Raw genomic sequence first — 15,045 nt, 5'->3', positions numbered from 1 at the left:
GCGTCGGCGCTGTATACTTGCCGCCAAATTTGAGGAGGGCCCCATGGTCGAACAAGTTGAACTGAATCGCCTCTTTTGGCATAGCCGTCGCGGCATGCTCGAACTTGACGTGCTGCTGGTGCCGTTCGTGAAAGAGGTTTATGCAGGCCTGAATCAGGTGGATCGCGATTTGTACGTGCGCCTGTTGGAGTGCGAGGATCAGGACATGTTCGGCTGGTTCATGGAGCGCAGCGAATCTGAAGATCCGGAGCTGCAACGCATGGTCCGGATGATTCTGGATCGTGTCCAGCCCAAGTAATACGTTCGAATGCCGCTGGCATGCCTCTCGGCAATTGCTGGCGGCGTATCTGCTGGCCCAGGCGTTCGCTCTGGGTTCGTTGTTTTTGCTTTCGATTCCCCTCTGGGCAAGCTTGCTCGGGGTTTTCGGCTGTCTGATTCATGGCTTTTGGCTGTTGCCGCGGCAGATTCTGTTGAGTCATCCCAAAGCGTTTCGCGGTCTGCGCCGTGATGCCGATGGCTGGCAATTGTGGAATCAGGCGGATGGCTGGCAAGCGGTGCAACTGCGCCCCGACAGCCTGGCGCTGCCGTTGATCGTGGTGCTGCGGTTCCGTTTGCGCGGAGAGCGGCGGGTGAGATCGATCTGCGTGCCGCGAGATTCGCAGGCGGCGGATTTGCACCGACGCCTGCGAGTGCGGCTCAAGTTCAGTCGACGTAGGTGGGCGGCACCAGAATAGTGTCCAGCGCTTCGGGCAGCATGTCCGGGTAGTCGAGGGTGTAATGCAGGCCGCGACTTTCCTTGCGTGCCATGGCCGAGCGGATCATCAGTTCGGCAACCTGGGCAAGGTTGCGCAACTCGATAAGGTCACGACTGACTTTATAGTTGCTGTAGAACTCGTCGATCTCGTCCAGTAACAGTCGCACGCGATGCTCGGCACGCTGCAAGCGCTTGTTGGTGCGCACAATACCGACGTAGTCCCACATGAACCGCCGCAATTCATCCCAGTTGTGCGCGATGATCACATCTTCGTCGGAATCGGTTACCTGGCTGGCGTCCCAGACGGGCAGGGCGCTCGGCGCGGCGACGTCTGAAAGTTGCTGAATAATGTCGGTGGCGGCCGAGCGCGCATAGACAAAGCACTCCAGCAGCGAGTTGCTGGCCATGCGGTTGGCGCCGTGCAGGCCGGTGAAGCTGGTTTCGCCGATAGCGTACAAGCCCGGCACGTCGGTGCGCCCCTGTTCGTTGACCATCACGCCGCCGCAGGTGTAATGCGCGGCGGGTACAACCGGGATCGGTTGTTTGGTGATGTCGATGCCGAATCCGAGGCAGCGCTCATACACCGTCGGAAAGTGAGTCTTGATGAACGCTTCCGGCTTGTGGCTGATGTCGAGATAGACGCAATCGACGCCCAGGCGCTTCATTTCGTGGTCGATGGCGCGGGCAACGATGTCGCGCGGCGCCAGTTCGAGACGTTTGTCGAAGCGATACATGAAGCGTTCGCCATTCGGCAGCTTCAAATGTGCGCCTTCACCGCGTAATGCTTCGGTGATCAAAAAGCTTTTGGCCTGCGGGTGATACAGGCAGGTGGGGTGGAACTGGTTGAATTCCAGGTTCGCCACCCGGCAGCCGGAGCGCCAGGCCATGGCGATGCCATCACCGCAGGCGCCGTCGGGGTTGCTGGTATAGAGGTAAACCTTGGCCGCGCCGCCGGACGCGAGAATCACGAAGCGTGCGCCGTAGGTGTCGACTTCGCCGGTGGCGCGATTCAATACGTAAGCACCGAGACAGCGCTCGCCGTCCATTCCCAGACGTTTTTCGGTGATCAGATCAACGGCTACCCGTTGCTCGAGCAATTCGATATTCGAACGCTTTCTGGCCTGAGCCAGCAGGGTGGTGAAGATCGCAGCGCCGGTGGCGTCAGCAGCGTGGATGATGCGCCGATGGCTGTGGCCACCTTCGCGGGTCAGATGGAATTCGAAACCGCCGTCTTCGGTGCCGGACTGCTCGTCGCGGGTGAAGGGCACGCCTTGATCAATCAGCCATTGAATCGCTTCGCGACTGTGTTCGACAGTAAAGCGCACAGCGTCTTCGTGGCACAGCCCGCCGCCGGCATTCAAGGTGTCATCGACGTGAGATTCGACAGTATCGGTGTCGTCCAGCACGGCGGCGACACCGCCCTGCGCCCAATAGGTCGAACCGTTGGCCAGATCGCCCTTGCTCAATACGGCAATGCGCAAATGACCGGGAAGGGTCAGGGCGAGACTCAAACCGGCAGCGCCGCTGCCAATGACCAGAACATCGTGTTGAAACTGTTGGCTCATTTCAGGATTCCGCTCAAAGCGACCCGGGTCGGGGTTGGCGCAAGACACCTGGATCGGCGAGTCAAGACAGCCACACAGCCCACTAGTATATAGAGGGGTGGGGCGGCACAATAGCCGAGCCTGTATGGCATTGTGAAACTACTGTGACTGGAAAAACCTGACGCTTCGTCGGGAGTTTTTCTCCCGAGTTTTGGGAGAAGGCGACTGTATCGATGATGAAACAGGCTATTTCCGCTCAGGGTCGCCCAATGTTGAGTCAGCGGCGCTATAAATAATTGGAACTTTTGCCAAAGGCCCAAGATCAATAGACAGTTGCCTGAAACACGGGACAGTGTCGGCTTCAATGCAGAATCTGCGGTTGGGTTCTTGCCGGCGAACCGATGAAAAGATTATTCGCGCAGCCGGTTTATCCCGCGCTGCGTTTTTCGTGCGTGCCAAATCAGAGCCCGCAGGAAACTTGCCTGGAGGGGGAGAACTTTTGCGAAAAGCCCGAGTCTATGTTTGCAAGTCTGGTCGTTTAGTTATGCAAGCCTCCTCCATGCTTATCGAGGAGTGTTCATGCTAACCCAGGAAGAGGATCAGCAGCTGGTCGAGCGCGTTCAGCGCGGTGACAAGCGAGCTTTCGATCTGCTGGTGCTGAAATATCAGCACAAAATTCTCGGGTTGATCGTGCGTTTTGTGCACGACACCCATGAAGCCCAGGACGTTGCTCAGGAAGCCTTTATCAAGGCGTACAGGGCATTAGGTAACTTTCGCGGAGACAGCGCGTTTTATACGTGGCTTTACCGCATCGCCATCAACACGGCGAAAAATTATCTGGTTTCACGCGGCCGTCGGCCGCCGGATAGCGATGTAAGTTCTGAAGACGCAGAGTTCTACGATGGCGATCACGGCCTCAAGGACCTTGAGTCTCCTGAACGTGCACTGCTGCGGGATGAGATCGAAGGAACTGTCCATCGAACCATTCAGCAACTGCCAGAGGATTTGCGTACGGCTTTAACTTTACGTGAATTCGATGGTCTGAGTTACGAGGACATTGCGAGCGTTATGCAATGTCCGGTGGGTACCGTGCGCTCCCGGATCTTCCGCGCCCGGGAGGCCATCGATAAAGCCCTGCAGCCGTTGTTGCAGGAAAACTGAGACAGCGGCGACAGCCAAGAGAGGAACGCCATGAGTCGTGAAGCCCTGCAGGAATCGCTGTCCGCAGTGATGGATAACGAAGCGGACGAACTGGAACTGCGTCGGGTGATCAATTCGCTCGATGATGTAGAAACCCGTGACACCTGGGCTCGTTACCAGATCGCTCGGGCAGCCATGCACAAGGATCTGCTGCTTCCGCGTCTGGATATCGCTGCGGCAGTCTCTGCTGCGCTGGCAGATGAGACGGCGCCAGCTAAAGTAACCCGCAGCCCTTGGCGCAACCTGGGCCGTCTGGCTGTTGCAGCCTCGGTGACTGTTGCGGTGCTGGCAGGTGTTCGCCTGTACAACCAGGACGAAATCGCCGGTGTTGAACTGGCGCAACAGTCCAATCAGCCATCGCTGGTAGCACCACAGGCTAAAGGCCCGGCTGTTTTGGCCGGCTACAAAGAAAGCTCGGAAACCACCGGCCCTATGGCCAACGGTGTACTGCAAGGTCAGCCAGGCTGGCACGACCAGCGTCTGCCGGGTTATCTGCGTCAACACGCTCAACAGGCAGCTCTCAAAGGCACTGAAAGCGCCCTGCCTTATGCGCGTGCAGCAAGCCTGGAAAACCGTTAAGGAGGATCATGCGCTCCATACCTCTACTTTCGCTTCTGCTCAGCGGCTGGTTCATTGTTCCAGCCCACGCCGACGAGGCCCAGGACTGGTTGACCCGTCTGGGCCAGGCCGAGCAGCAGCAGAGCTTTCACGGCACTTTCGTTTACGAGCGTAATGGTAGTTTTTCTACTCACAACATCTGGCATCGCGTCCAGAATGGCCAGGTCCGCGAGCGTTTGCTTCAGCTCGACGGCTCGGCTCAGGAAGTCGTGCGTGTTGATGGACATACTCAATGCGTCAGCGGCACTCTGATTGCGGGTTTGGGAGACTCGCCCAACTCGAGCGCTCGTTCTCTTGATCCTCAAAAGCTGAAAAGTTGGTATGAGCTTGCCGTCATTGGCAAGTCGCGCGTGGCCGGGCGGGATGCAGTAATTGTCTCGCTCACGCCCCGAGACCAGCATCGCTACGGTTTTGAACTGCATCTGGATAAGCAAACCGGATTGCCCCTGAAGTCATTGTTGCTCAATGACAAGGGCCAGCTACTGGAGCGCTTCCAGTTCACCAGTTTGAATACCGCCGAAGTTCCTTCCGATAAAGATCTTCAAGCCGGTTCCGATTGCAAGGCAGTCACTCTCGACAGTGACAAGGCTTCAGCGGTGAAAACGGCTCAGGTCTGGCATTCGGAGTGGCTGCCGCCAGGATTCGAACTGACCAGCAGTACCTCGCATAAAGACCCGGAAACCAAGACTCAGGTCAACAGCCTGATGTATGACGACGGTCTTGCACGTTTTTCTGTCTTCCTTGAGCCGCTCAATGGTGCAACAGTCACCGATACCCGGACTCAATTAGGGCCTACAGTTGCAGTATCCCGCCGCCTGACCACGCCTGAAGGCGAAATGATGGTGACGGTAGTCGGCGAAATTCCTATCGGCACTGCCGAACGGATTGCGTTGTCGATGCGTAACGACAGTGCTGTAACCAGCAAGCAGTGAGCTGATTTCAGTCATTTCCACTTCGTCGCCGAGACGTTGAAATGTTTGCTGAGCATTTTCATTTGCAAATCACCCGAAAGTTTTTTATAGGTCAGAGCCTCACGGCTCTGGCCTTGTTTGTTTCAGGAACAAAAATACCGGCCAGTGGTTTCCGGTGTTCTTGGCTCCATATCGCTAAACCCTGCTCGTCGTAACGGGAGCTGTATGTCGATACCTAGTTTGAAGTCTTGTTTTTCCATTATTGCCACCGTGCTGGTGCTCGGTCAGGCGGTTCCTGCTGCGCAAGCGGCCGACCTGCCGGACTTCACCCAATTGGTGGAACAGGCCTCGCCAGCGGTGGTGAACATCAGTACCACGCAGAAACTGCCTGATCGCAAAGTGAATCAGCAGATGCCTGACCTGGAAGGACTGCCGCCGATGCTGCGCGAGTTCTTCGAGCGCGGCATGCCTCAGCAGCGTTCGCCGCGTGGTGATCGCCAACGTGAAGCGCAATCGCTGGGTTCGGGTTTCATCATTTCTCCTGATGGCTACATCCTGACCAACAACCATGTGATTGCCGACGCCGACGAAATCCTCGTACGCCTGGCTGATCGCAGCGAAATGAAAGCCAAGCTGGTCGGCACCGATCCACGTTCCGACGTAGCCCTGCTGAAAATCGAAGGCAAGGATCTGCCGGTGCTGAAACTCGGCAAATCCCAGGACTTGAAGGCTGGCCAGTGGGTTGTTGCTATCGGCTCGCCGTTCGGCTTTGACCACACCGTGACCCAAGGCATCGTCAGCGCCGTCGGTCGTAGCCTGCCCAATGAAAACTATGTGCCGTTCATCCAGACCGACGTGCCGATCAACCCGGGTAACTCCGGTGGCCCGCTGTTCAACCTGAACGGTGAAGTGGTCGGGATCAACTCGCAGATCTACACTCGCTCCGGTGGCTTCATGGGCGTGTCGTTCGCGATCCCTATCGACGTGGCAATGGACGTTTCCAATCAACTGAAGAGCGGCGGCAAAGTCAGTCGCGGCTGGTTGGGTGTAGTCATTCAGGAAGTTAACAAGGATCTGGCCGAGTCGTTCGGTCTTGATAAGCCAGCCGGTGCGCTGGTTGCCCAGATCCAGGACGACGGTCCGGCAGCCAAGGGCGGCCTGCAAGTGGGCGACGTGATCCTGAGCATGAACGGCCAGCCAATCGTCATGTCCGCTGACCTGCCACATCTGGTCGGTGCACTGAAGGCGGGTGCCAAAGCCAATCTCGAAGTGATTCGTGAAGGCAAACGCAAGAATGTCGAGCTGACGGTCGGCGCGATCCCGGACGAAGACAAAGAGCTGGATGCACTGCCGAAAACCGGTGCGGAAAGCAGCAGCAATCGTCTGGGTGTTTCGGTCATCGAGCTGAGCGCCGAGCAGAAGAAGACTTACGACCTTAAAGGTGGCGTGGTCATCAAAGACGTTCAGGACGGTCCAGCATCGTTGATCGGTCTGCAGCCGGGTGATGTCATCACTCACCTGAACAACCAGGCCATCGGCTCCACCAAGGAGTTCGCTGAAGTCGCCAAGGCACTGCCGAAAAATCGTTCGGTATCCATGCGCGTTCTGCGTCAGGGCCGTGCCAGCTTCATCACGTTCAAACTGGCTGAATAATCCGGTTGTGGTGAAATAAAAAACCGCCTCGAAGGAGGCGGTTTTTTTATGTCTGAAGCTTTTTGCTTGGCGAGGGCTTCAACCCATCATGTCCTTGATCATGCGCTCCTGCTCCATCAACTCACGTTGGCGAGCATCGATGCGCGAGGACAGCGGGAAGTTACTGCCGGCCTTGCGCTTGGCGAAGTCCAGTTGCTGGATCGCCTGACGATAGTCGCCGACCAGCGCAAAGTATTCGGCGCGTGCCTGATGCAGGCCAATGATGTTCCCGGACAAGCCACGGGTTTCCGCAACCTGATACCAGACGTCCGGATCGTTCGGGCGTGACTTGAGCAAGCCTTCCAGCGCCTTCTCCGCATCGGCGGCACGGTTCTGCTTGAGCAGCAGGTCGACACGAACCTGATTGAGCGGGTAGTTGCCCGGATACTGGGTGAGCATTCGGTCAACCCGCGACTGAGCATCGGGCAGGCGATTGTTGGTGATGTCCAGATCGATCTGCGCGAGGTTGTAGATAATCTCGTTCGGCGACTTGGCCAGCAGTTGCTTGAGGTTCTCGCGCGCTTCGTTCAACTGACCACCCTTGATCTGTGCGATTGCCAGACCGTAGCGCGCCACGTCGCTCTTCGGGTTCTCTTCCAGTTGAGCGCGGAAACGCTTGGCGCCCAGCCCCGGCGTTTCTTCGTAGATCAACTGTACGCGTGCACGGATCAGTTGATAGCGCATGCTGTCTTCGATGCCGCCCGGTGGCGCTTGTTCGGCACGGTTGCGGGTGTCGGCGATCCGCGATTCGGTAACCGGGTGAGTCAGCAGGAATTCCGGCGGCTTGGCGTCGAACCGATATTGACGCATCAGGCGCTCGAACATGGTTGGCATCGAGCGTGGATCGTATCCGGCCTTTTCCAGATTGAGAATGCCGATGCGGTCGGCCTCCTGTTCATTCTGGCGGGAGAAGGTCCGTTGCGACTGAATCGCCGCAGCCTGAGTACCGGCGATGGTCGCAATCCCGGCTTCACCACCGCCGGCTGCCGCGATGACGATACCGGCGAGAAGTGCGGCCATCATCGGCACCTGCATCCGCTGCGAGGCTTCGACGCCGCGAGCAAAGTGGCGTTGCGACAGGTGAGCCAGTTCGTGAGCCAGTACCGAGGCGTATTCGCCTTCGGTCTGTGCATTGAGGAACAGGCCGCCGTTGACCCCGACCACGCCGCCGGGTGCCGCGAAGGCGTTGAGCTGTGGGCTGTTGATCAGGATGAATTCCAGACGCCGGTCGGTGACCTGGCTGGTTTCCACCAGCTTATAAACGCTGGACTCGACATAGTCTTTGAGCTGCGGATCGTTGAGCTGTGAAACCTGGCTGCGCAACATGGCGAGCCAGGCGCGACCGAGCTGATATTCCTGTTGCGGCGAGACAATGGCAGAACTGGCGTCGCCAAGTGACGGCAGATCGTCGGCAAAGCCCGGTGAGGCGAGCAGGCAAGCGAGCGTCAGCAGGGTAGGGCGCAGAAAAGTCATGCACAAAGCCTTAGAAGACAAAGACCTTACTGTAGCCGGACACCGGGCCTGCGACCAGATATTCTAGGCAGCTCAAACACCTGAACCGGAGTGACGCAATGACTGACGCTGTAGCCCATGACTGTGAATTGGACGCCAGTGGCCTGAATTGCCCGTTGCCGTTGCTCAAGGCGAAGATGGAACTCAATAAGATGGCCAGCGGCGCCGTACTCAAGGTGATTGCCACCGATGCCGGTTCGCAGCGGGACTTCCGCACCTTTGCCAAATTGGCCGGTCATACGCTGCTGCGTGAAGAAGACGAAGCAGGCGTTTACCGTTACTGGCTGAAAAAAGCCTGATACCGACCGCGTAAAAGACCTAAGGATTATTGATGTTCAAAGTGTTACGCGACTGGATTCAGCGCTACTTCTCCGATGAAGAAGCCGTGGTGCTGGCAGTCCTGCTGATTCTCGCCTTCACCGCAGTGCTCACCCTCGGCGGCATGCTTGCGCCGGTTTTGGCCGGCATGGTGCTGGCGTATCTGATGCAGGGGCTGGTGGTCACTCTCGAGCGCTTGCGCGTGCCAGGAGGGGCGGCGGTAGGCCTGGTGTTTGCGCTGTTCATGGGGCTGTTGTTGGTGTTCATCGTGGTTGTGGTGCCGTTGCTCTGGCATCAGTTGATCACGCTGTTCAATGAACTGCCGGGGATGCTCGCCAAGTGGCAATCGCTGTTGTTGCTGTTGCCTGAGCGTTATCCGCATCTGGTCTCCGATGAGCAGGTATTGCAGGCCATCGAGGTGGCACGCGGTGAAATCGGCAAGTTCGGCCAGTGGGCGCTGACGTTCTCGCTGTCGAGTCTGCCGCTGCTGGTGAACATCATGATCTATCTGGTGTTGGTACCGATCCTGGTGTTTTTCTTCCTCAAGGACCGGGCAATGATCGGCGAGTGGGTTCGCGGATATTTGCCGCGTGAGCGGGCGTTGATCACCCGTGTCGCTCAGGAAATGAACCGGCAGATCGCCAACTACATTCGCGGCAAAGTCATTGAGATCGTGATTTGTGGCGGGGTGACTTACATCGCTTTCGTTGCACTCGGACTCAATTACGCTGCGCTGCTGGCGTTGCTGGTCGGTGTTTCGGTGGTGGTGCCGTATGTCGGCGCTGTGGTGGTGACCGTGCCGGTGCTGCTGATTGCGCTATTCCAGTGGGGCTGGAGCGATCAGTTCATCTATCTGATGGCGGTCTACGGAATCATCCAGACACTGGATGGCAACGTGCTGGTGCCGTTGCTGTTTTCGGAGGCGGTCAATCTGCACCCGGTGGCGATCATCTGCGCGGTGCTGTTGTTTGGCGGGCTGTGGGGTTTTTGGGGAGTGTTCTTCGCGATCCCGTTGGCGACCCTGTTCAAGGCAGTGCTGGATGCGTGGCCGCGCAAGGAGCCGGTGGTGGCGCCGCTGCTTTAAAGCAAAAGATCGCAGCCTTCGGCAGCCCCTACAGGGAAATGAATTCCAGATGCAGGAGCTGCCGAAGGCTGCGATCTTTTGATATCAGGCTTTGTTGAGTGCTTCAGCAGCAGCCAGCACCGCATCAACATGCCCCGGTACCTTCACGCCGCGCCATTCCTGACGCAGCACACCGTTCTTGTCGATCAGGAACGTGCTGCGATCAACGCCCATGTATTCCTTGCCATACAGCTTCTTCAACTTGATCACATCGAACAGTTGGCAGACGGCTTCGTCCTTGTCGCTGATCAGCTCGAACGGAAACTCCTGCTTGCACTTGAAGTTCTCGTGAGACTTCAGGCTGTCGCGTGAAACGCCGAAAACTTCGGTGTTGGCTGCCTGAAACGCCGCGTACTGATCACGAAAACCCTGGCCTTCAGTGGTGCAGCCCGGAGTGCTGTCCTTCGGATAGAAGTAGATCACCACTTGCTTGCCCTTGAGGGCCGAGAGGCTAACAGTCTGTCCGCTGGTGGCAGGTGCTTCGAAATCTGCAACCGGTTGGTCGATGACTACGGCCATGAAAGCTTCCTTACATTGGGTTTTGTGGGCGCCAAGGTTCGATCAGTGCATCCAGATTCATGGCGTCGGCGAAATCCAGGAACTGGTCGCGCAGCCAACTGATCTGGGTGCCTGCCGGCAGCGTCACGGTGAACGTGGCGTTGAGCATGGTGCCGCCGGTCTGTGGTGCCTGATAGGTATCGCAGGTCAGGTTTTCCAGCTCGACGTTGTGATCCATGAAGAACTGGCACAGCTCATTGATGATGTCCGGGCGATAAGCCGAGCTGACGTAAGCCACGTAAGGCAAAGCTTGCGGGCGGCTTTCCGAAGCAGCGCTGCGGACCACATTGACGGTAAAGGCGTGCTTCTTGGCGAGACCCGACAGACTGCCTTCCAGACGCGCGAGGGCGTCCCAGCTGCCAGAGATCTCAAGAATCAGCGCGCTGCACTCGCCATGGCGAGTCAGGCGTGAAGTGACCACGGCGCAGCGATTTTCATGGCTGGCGCGGCACAGGACGTTAGTCAGCTCCATGGGGTTGGCGCCGAGGGCACTGATGACAAGGAATTGTTCGCGAACTGTGGGGGTGGACATGCAGCATTCCTAAAGCGATGAGCGGTCGGTAGGTAAATGGGCGTTGTCCGCCGGGAAGCGCATGAGTATGCCCATTCGGAAAACCCCGGGCGCGGTTCGCAACTGACACCATTAATAGCAGTGGCGCGATGCGGCGACGCAGGAACGGGGTCTGGGAGGCCGAAAAGGGAGGCTGGAACCCGGCGTACAAGCTGATCTGTACCGATCAAAGTCTGAAGGGTAGCGAAAAGCGAGGCCAAGGGGAATGGCGGCAGCGCAGTACTTCGCTTGTGCAAGCATCTTGGCGCCAGTACCATTACCGCTCTCTTTTTCCGGCAGGAGCGTTTTCATGATTCGGGGCAGTATGGTGGCACTGGTCACACCCATGGATGCACAAGGGCGTCTTGACTGGGACAGCCTCCGAAAACTCGTGGACTTCCACCTTGAAAACGGCACCCATGCCATTGTCGCGGTCGGTACTACCGGCGAGTCGGCAACCCTTGATGTCGATGAGCACATCGCGGTCATCAAAGCGGTAGTCAAGCAAGTCAATGGACGCATTCCGGTTATCGCCGGTACCGGCGCCAATTCGACTCGCGAAGCTGTCGAACTGACCCGCAATGCCAAAGAAGCTGGCGCCGATGCCTGTCTGCTGGTGGTTCCGTACTACAACAAGCCGACTCAGGAAGGCCTGTACCAGCACTTCAAGTTCATCGCCGAAGCGGTCGACATCCCGCAGATCCTTTACAACGTTCCTGGCCGCACGTCCTGCGACATGCAGGCCGAGACCGTGATTCGCCTGTCCACCGTGCCGAACATCATCGGTATCAAGGAAGCCACTGGCGACCTGGCCCGCGCCAAAACCATCATTGATGGCGTGAGCAAGGACTTCATCGTGCTGTCCGGCGATGATCCGACCGCAGTCGAGCTGATCCTGCTGGGCGGCAAGGGCAATATTTCGGTCACCGCCAACGTCGCTCCGCGCGAAATGGCTGACCTGTGTGAGGCGGCCCTCGAGGGCGATGCCGACACCGCACGTGCAATCAACGAAAAACTGATGCCGTTGCACAAGGACCTGTTCATCGAAGCCAACCCGATTCCGGTGAAGTGGGCTTTGGTTGAAATGGGCCTGATGCACGAAGGCATCCGCTTGCCGCTTACCTGGCTGAGCACACCTTGTCACGAAACGCTTCGCACGGCTCTGCGCCAGTGCAGCGTCCTGGTTTAATTGAGGAAGTACAACGCATGAAGCGAATGGCCGGACTTTCCGCACTTGCCTTAATTATCTCCAGCACCAGTGGCTGCGGATGGGTCTGGGGCCCGGAAGGTTATTTCCGTGATCGCGGTAGCGATTACCTGGAAGCGCAACAGACTGCACCGATGCAATTGCCACCGGATGTCAGCACCACCAAACGTCTTGATCCGCTGTTGCCGATCCCGCGTAACGTGGCTGATGACACCGCCAAGGGCGAATACATCGTGCCGCGTCCACAACCGCTGTCGGCCATCGCCGATGCATCGGACTACTCGCTGCAAAAGAGCGGTGATTCGCGCTGGGTAATGGCCCAACATCCGCCGGCCGAAGTCTGGCCAGTGGCTGTGCAGTTCTTCCAGGACAACGGTTTCCGTCTGGATGAACAGCGTCCGCAAACAGGCGAGTTCACCACCACCTGGCAGCATTCCGACGAGCTCTCCGCAGCCATGGCCAAGCGCCTGAGCGCAGCGGGCGTCGCAGCCGACAGCCAATCTCGCGTGCGGGTACGCATCGAGCCGGGCGTGCAGCGCAACACTAGTGAGATTTACGTGGTCAGCGCTGAGCGTCCTGCCGGCAGCACTGCTGACGTGGACTTCACCAATCGTTCGGTCAACACGGGTCTCGACGCGGCGCTGGTCGACGACATGCTTGCGAGCATGAGCCGGATCTCCGAGAAGGGCGGTTCTGTGTCGATGCTGGCTTCGCGTGATTTCGATACGCCAAGCCGTGTCAGCCTCAACGAAGACGGCAGCGGTAACCCGGTGCTGAACGTTGGTCCTGATCTGGATCGTGCCTGGTCGAGCGTTGGTCGTGCACTTGAGCAAGGTCAGTGGCGCGTTGAAGACATCAACCGCAGTCTGGGTCTGTACTACATCAACCTGGCCGAAAAAGCCGAGAAGAAAGACGACAAGCCTGGCTTCTTCAGCAGCCTGTTCGGCAGTGCGCCGAGCAAGGAAGAAGTTGAAGCCCGCGCCGAGCGTTATCAGGTTCGCCTGAGCAAGGTCGGTGACAACGTTCAAGTGACCGTCGAGAAAAACATCAACACCGTTGCGCCAGCCGATGTGGCTCGCAAAGTGTTGAGCGTGATTCAGGACAATCTGGGCTGATCACATGCGTTTTGCCGTTCTCGGCAGCGGTAGCCAAGGGAACGGCACGCTGATCGCCAGTGCTGATACGTATGTGCTGGTGGATTGTGGTTTCTCCCTGCGAGAGACCGAAAAACGCTTGTTGCGCCTGGGTGTGAATCCGGCGCAATTGAGCGCGATACTGGTGACCCACGAACATGCCGATCACGTGCATGGCGTGGGTTTGCTGTCTCGGCGCTACAATCTACCGGTCTACCTCAGTCGCGGCACACTGCGCGGGATGCGCAAACCGATTGAACCCGCAGGCTTTCTGGCTGGCGGCGAGCAACTGCAGATCGGCGCACTGAACATCGGGGTCATTGCCGTGGCCCATGATGCGCAAGAGCCGACCCAGTATGTATTCAGTGATGGTGAGCGGCGCTTCGGCCTGTTGACCGACCTGGGTTCCTACTGCGAGCGGGTGCTGGACGGTTATCGGGATCTCGATGCATTGATGATCGAGTCCAACCATTGTCGCGACATGCTGGCTCGTGGTCATTACCCGTACTTTCTCAAGCAGCGGGTGGGCGGTGAGCTGGGACATTTGAATAACCATCAGGCGGCATTCCTGGTGTCCGAGTTGGGCTGGCAAGGTCTGCAACACCTGGTTCTGGCCCACCTGAGCAGCAAGAACAACCTGCCGCAGCTGGCCCGGCAATGTTTTGTCGACACCCTCGGGTGTGACCCGGACTGGCTACAACTGGCCGATCAAGATTCAGGGCTCGACTGGCGCCACATCGCCTAGCCCACCTACTTAGCAAGCGGAGCCCATCATGGAAAAACGTGAAGAACTCTACCGCGGCAAAGCCAAATCGGTTTACAAGACCGACGACGCTGACCGTTTGATCCTGCTGTTCCGCAACGACACTTCGGCGTTCGACGGCAAGCGCATCGAACAGCTCGACCGCAAAGGCATGGTGAACAACAAGTTCAACGCCTTCATCATGCAGAAACTCGAAGCAGCCGGCGTGCCGACTCAATTCGACAAACTGCTGGCCGACAACGAAGTGCTGGTGAAAAAGCTCGACATGATCCCGGTCGAATGCGTCGTGCGTAACTACGCCGCCGGTAGCCTGGTCAAGCGTTTGGGTGTGGAAGAGGGCATCAAACTCAATCCATACACCTTCGAGCTGTTTCTGAAGGACGACGCCAAGGGCGACCCGTTCATCAACGAATCCCACGTCGTGGCATTCGGTTGGGGTACTGCCGAGCAACTGGTCCGCATGAAGGAACTGTCGCTCAAGGTCAACGAAGTGCTGACCAAGCTGTTCGACGACGCCGGCCTGCTGCTGGTGGACTTCAAGCTTGAGTTCGGCGTGTTCAGCGACGGCTCGATCGTCCTGGGCGATGAGTTCAGCCCGGACGGCTGCCGTCTTTGGGACAAGGACACCAAGAAGAAAATGGACAAAGACCGCTTCCGCCAGGGCCTCGGTGACGTCATCGAAGCCTACGAAGAAGTGGCCAAACGTCTGGGTGTACCGCTTTAATCGACGCAAGCATCTGATAGCACGGAAAAAAATTGCAAAAGGGGGTTCGCTTCCGGCAAAAGTGTTGTTATGATGCGCGCCGTTGGAGAGATGCCAGAGTGGCCGAATGGGACGGATTCGAAATCCGTTGTACCTTCACCGGTACCTAGGGTTCGAATCCCTATCTCTCCGCCATTATTGAACAAGACTAAGCCCCCGTAATCAGCAGTGATTACGGGGGCTTTTTCGTTTCTGGCTTGCGTGTGTGATTGGTGTGCTTGCGGTTAGGGCGGCGCTTTCTTCTATATAGGTAGGGAGAGGGGGTGTCGGCTGGCGCTGTTCGTGGTCAGTTGGGGCGTGAGGTTATAGATAGAGGGCGCGAAGTTGGTTGGCTTTCTGCTTATATAGGGGTGTCTTCGTGTTTTCGGGCTTTTTTGACCGATATGACAGAAATGTGAA

16 protein-coding genes and 1 tRNA gene are annotated in these 15,045 nt (G+C 57.8%); 13 read left to right on the top strand and 4 right to left on the bottom strand.

All coding sequences use genetic code 11. The features are described from left to right. Positions 1–43 precede the first annotated feature (43 nt). Positions 44–298 carry an FAD assembly factor SdhE gene (locus ACTWLJ_RS00085; RefSeq protein ID WP_201148613.1) on the top strand — a complete coding sequence of 85 codons (255 nt, stop codon included), beginning with the start codon at positions 44–46 and terminating at the stop codon, positions 296–298. Next, positions 282–734 (top strand): protein YgfX, encoded by a 453-nt coding sequence (locus ACTWLJ_RS00080; RefSeq protein ID WP_445179424.1) that lies wholly within the window; start codon positions 282–284, stop codon positions 732–734. The genes ACTWLJ_RS00085 and ACTWLJ_RS00080 overlap by 17 nt, the downstream gene beginning before the upstream one ends. Here ACTWLJ_RS00080 and nadB read toward each other — a convergent pair. Beyond that, the gene (nadB, locus tag ACTWLJ_RS00075) at positions 703–2,319 is read right to left on the bottom strand and encodes an L-aspartate oxidase (RefSeq protein WP_401215678.1); all 1,617 of its coding nucleotides are present in this window, start codon (positions 2,317–2,319) and stop codon (positions 703–705) included. The genes ACTWLJ_RS00080 and nadB overlap by 32 nt on opposite strands. 558 nt (positions 2,320–2,877) lie before the next feature. On the opposite strand from nadB, the gene rpoE reads away from it, so the two are divergent. The 4 genes from rpoE (at position 2,878) to ACTWLJ_RS00055 (ending at position 6,680) form a co-directional block, all read left to right on the top strand. Further along, complete coding sequence (rpoE, locus tag ACTWLJ_RS00070) at positions 2,878–3,459, top strand: RNA polymerase sigma factor RpoE (RefSeq protein ID WP_003172477.1); 582 nt, start codon at positions 2,878–2,880, stop codon at positions 3,457–3,459. A 30-nt stretch (positions 3,460–3,489) separates the two neighbouring features. Next, positions 3,490–4,077: an RseA family anti-sigma factor gene (locus ACTWLJ_RS00065; RefSeq protein WP_401215676.1), complete on the top strand. Its 588-nt coding sequence runs from the start codon at positions 3,490–3,492 to the stop codon at positions 4,075–4,077. 8 nt (positions 4,078–4,085) lie between these two features. Continuing rightward, complete coding sequence (locus tag ACTWLJ_RS00060; protein ID WP_445179423.1) at positions 4,086–5,048, top strand: MucB/RseB C-terminal domain-containing protein; 963 nt, start codon at positions 4,086–4,088, stop codon at positions 5,046–5,048. A gap of 210 nt (positions 5,049–5,258) precedes the next feature. Continuing rightward, on the top strand, positions 5,259–6,680 hold the full coding sequence (locus ACTWLJ_RS00055; RefSeq protein WP_445181434.1) for a DegQ family serine endoprotease: 1,422 nt from the start codon (positions 5,259–5,261) through the stop codon (positions 6,678–6,680). 78 nt (positions 6,681–6,758) lie between these two features. On the opposite strand, the gene ACTWLJ_RS00050 is transcribed toward ACTWLJ_RS00055, so the two are convergent. Next, positions 6,759–8,192 carry a M48 family metalloprotease gene (locus tag ACTWLJ_RS00050; RefSeq protein ID WP_445179422.1) on the bottom strand — a complete coding sequence of 478 codons (1,434 nt, stop codon included), beginning with the start codon at positions 8,190–8,192 and terminating at the stop codon, positions 6,759–6,761. A gap of 98 nt (positions 8,193–8,290) precedes the next feature. Between ACTWLJ_RS00050 and ACTWLJ_RS00045 the strand changes: the two genes are divergently transcribed. Next, positions 8,291–8,530: a sulfurtransferase TusA family protein gene (locus ACTWLJ_RS00045; protein WP_401215670.1), complete on the top strand. Its 240-nt coding sequence runs from the start codon at positions 8,291–8,293 to the stop codon at positions 8,528–8,530. A gap of 32 nt (positions 8,531–8,562) precedes the next feature. Next, positions 8,563–9,633, top strand: a complete 1,071-nt coding sequence (locus ACTWLJ_RS00040) for an AI-2E family transporter (RefSeq protein WP_401215668.1) — start codon at positions 8,563–8,565, stop codon at positions 9,631–9,633. Positions 9,634–9,717: 84 nt separating this feature from the next. Here ACTWLJ_RS00040 and ACTWLJ_RS00035 read toward each other — a convergent pair whose 3' ends face one another. Both ACTWLJ_RS00035 and ACTWLJ_RS00030 read right to left on the bottom strand, forming a co-directional pair. Next, positions 9,718–10,191, bottom strand: a complete 474-nt coding sequence (locus ACTWLJ_RS00035) for a peroxiredoxin (RefSeq protein ID WP_445179421.1) — start codon at positions 10,189–10,191, stop codon at positions 9,718–9,720. A 10-nt stretch (positions 10,192–10,201) separates the two neighbouring features. After that, positions 10,202–10,762, bottom strand: a complete 561-nt coding sequence (locus tag ACTWLJ_RS00030; RefSeq protein WP_445179420.1) for a glycine cleavage system protein R — start codon at positions 10,760–10,762, stop codon at positions 10,202–10,204. Positions 10,763–11,090: 328 nt separating this feature from the next. Between ACTWLJ_RS00030 and dapA the strand changes: the two genes are divergently transcribed. The 5 genes from dapA (at position 11,091) to ACTWLJ_RS00005 (ending at position 14,781) form a co-directional block, all read left to right on the top strand. After that, positions 11,091–11,969, top strand: a complete 879-nt coding sequence (gene dapA, locus ACTWLJ_RS00025; RefSeq protein ID WP_445179419.1) for a 4-hydroxy-tetrahydrodipicolinate synthase — start codon at positions 11,091–11,093, stop codon at positions 11,967–11,969. Between the two features lie 17 nt (positions 11,970–11,986). Then, positions 11,987–13,102 carry an outer membrane protein assembly factor BamC gene (bamC, locus tag ACTWLJ_RS00020; protein WP_445179418.1) on the top strand — a complete coding sequence of 372 codons (1,116 nt, stop codon included), beginning with the start codon at positions 11,987–11,989 and terminating at the stop codon, positions 13,100–13,102. A gap of 4 nt (positions 13,103–13,106) precedes the next feature. Beyond that, positions 13,107–13,865, top strand: a complete 759-nt coding sequence (locus ACTWLJ_RS00015) for an MBL fold metallo-hydrolase (protein ID WP_445179417.1) — start codon at positions 13,107–13,109, stop codon at positions 13,863–13,865. Between the two features lie 28 nt (positions 13,866–13,893). Beyond that, positions 13,894–14,607, top strand: coding sequence for a phosphoribosylaminoimidazolesuccinocarboxamide synthase (gene purC, locus ACTWLJ_RS00010; protein WP_445179416.1), 714 nt, complete (start codon positions 13,894–13,896; stop codon positions 14,605–14,607). A gap of 84 nt (positions 14,608–14,691) precedes the next feature. Then, positions 14,692–14,781 (top strand) — tRNA-Ser (locus ACTWLJ_RS00005). Positions 14,782–15,045: the final 264 nt, after the last annotated feature.

The organism is Pseudomonas sp. McL0111 (assembly GCF_052567255.1).
The sequence above is the reverse complement of the archived record's forward strand: the minus strand, read 5'-3'. Positions and strand labels throughout refer to the sequence as shown.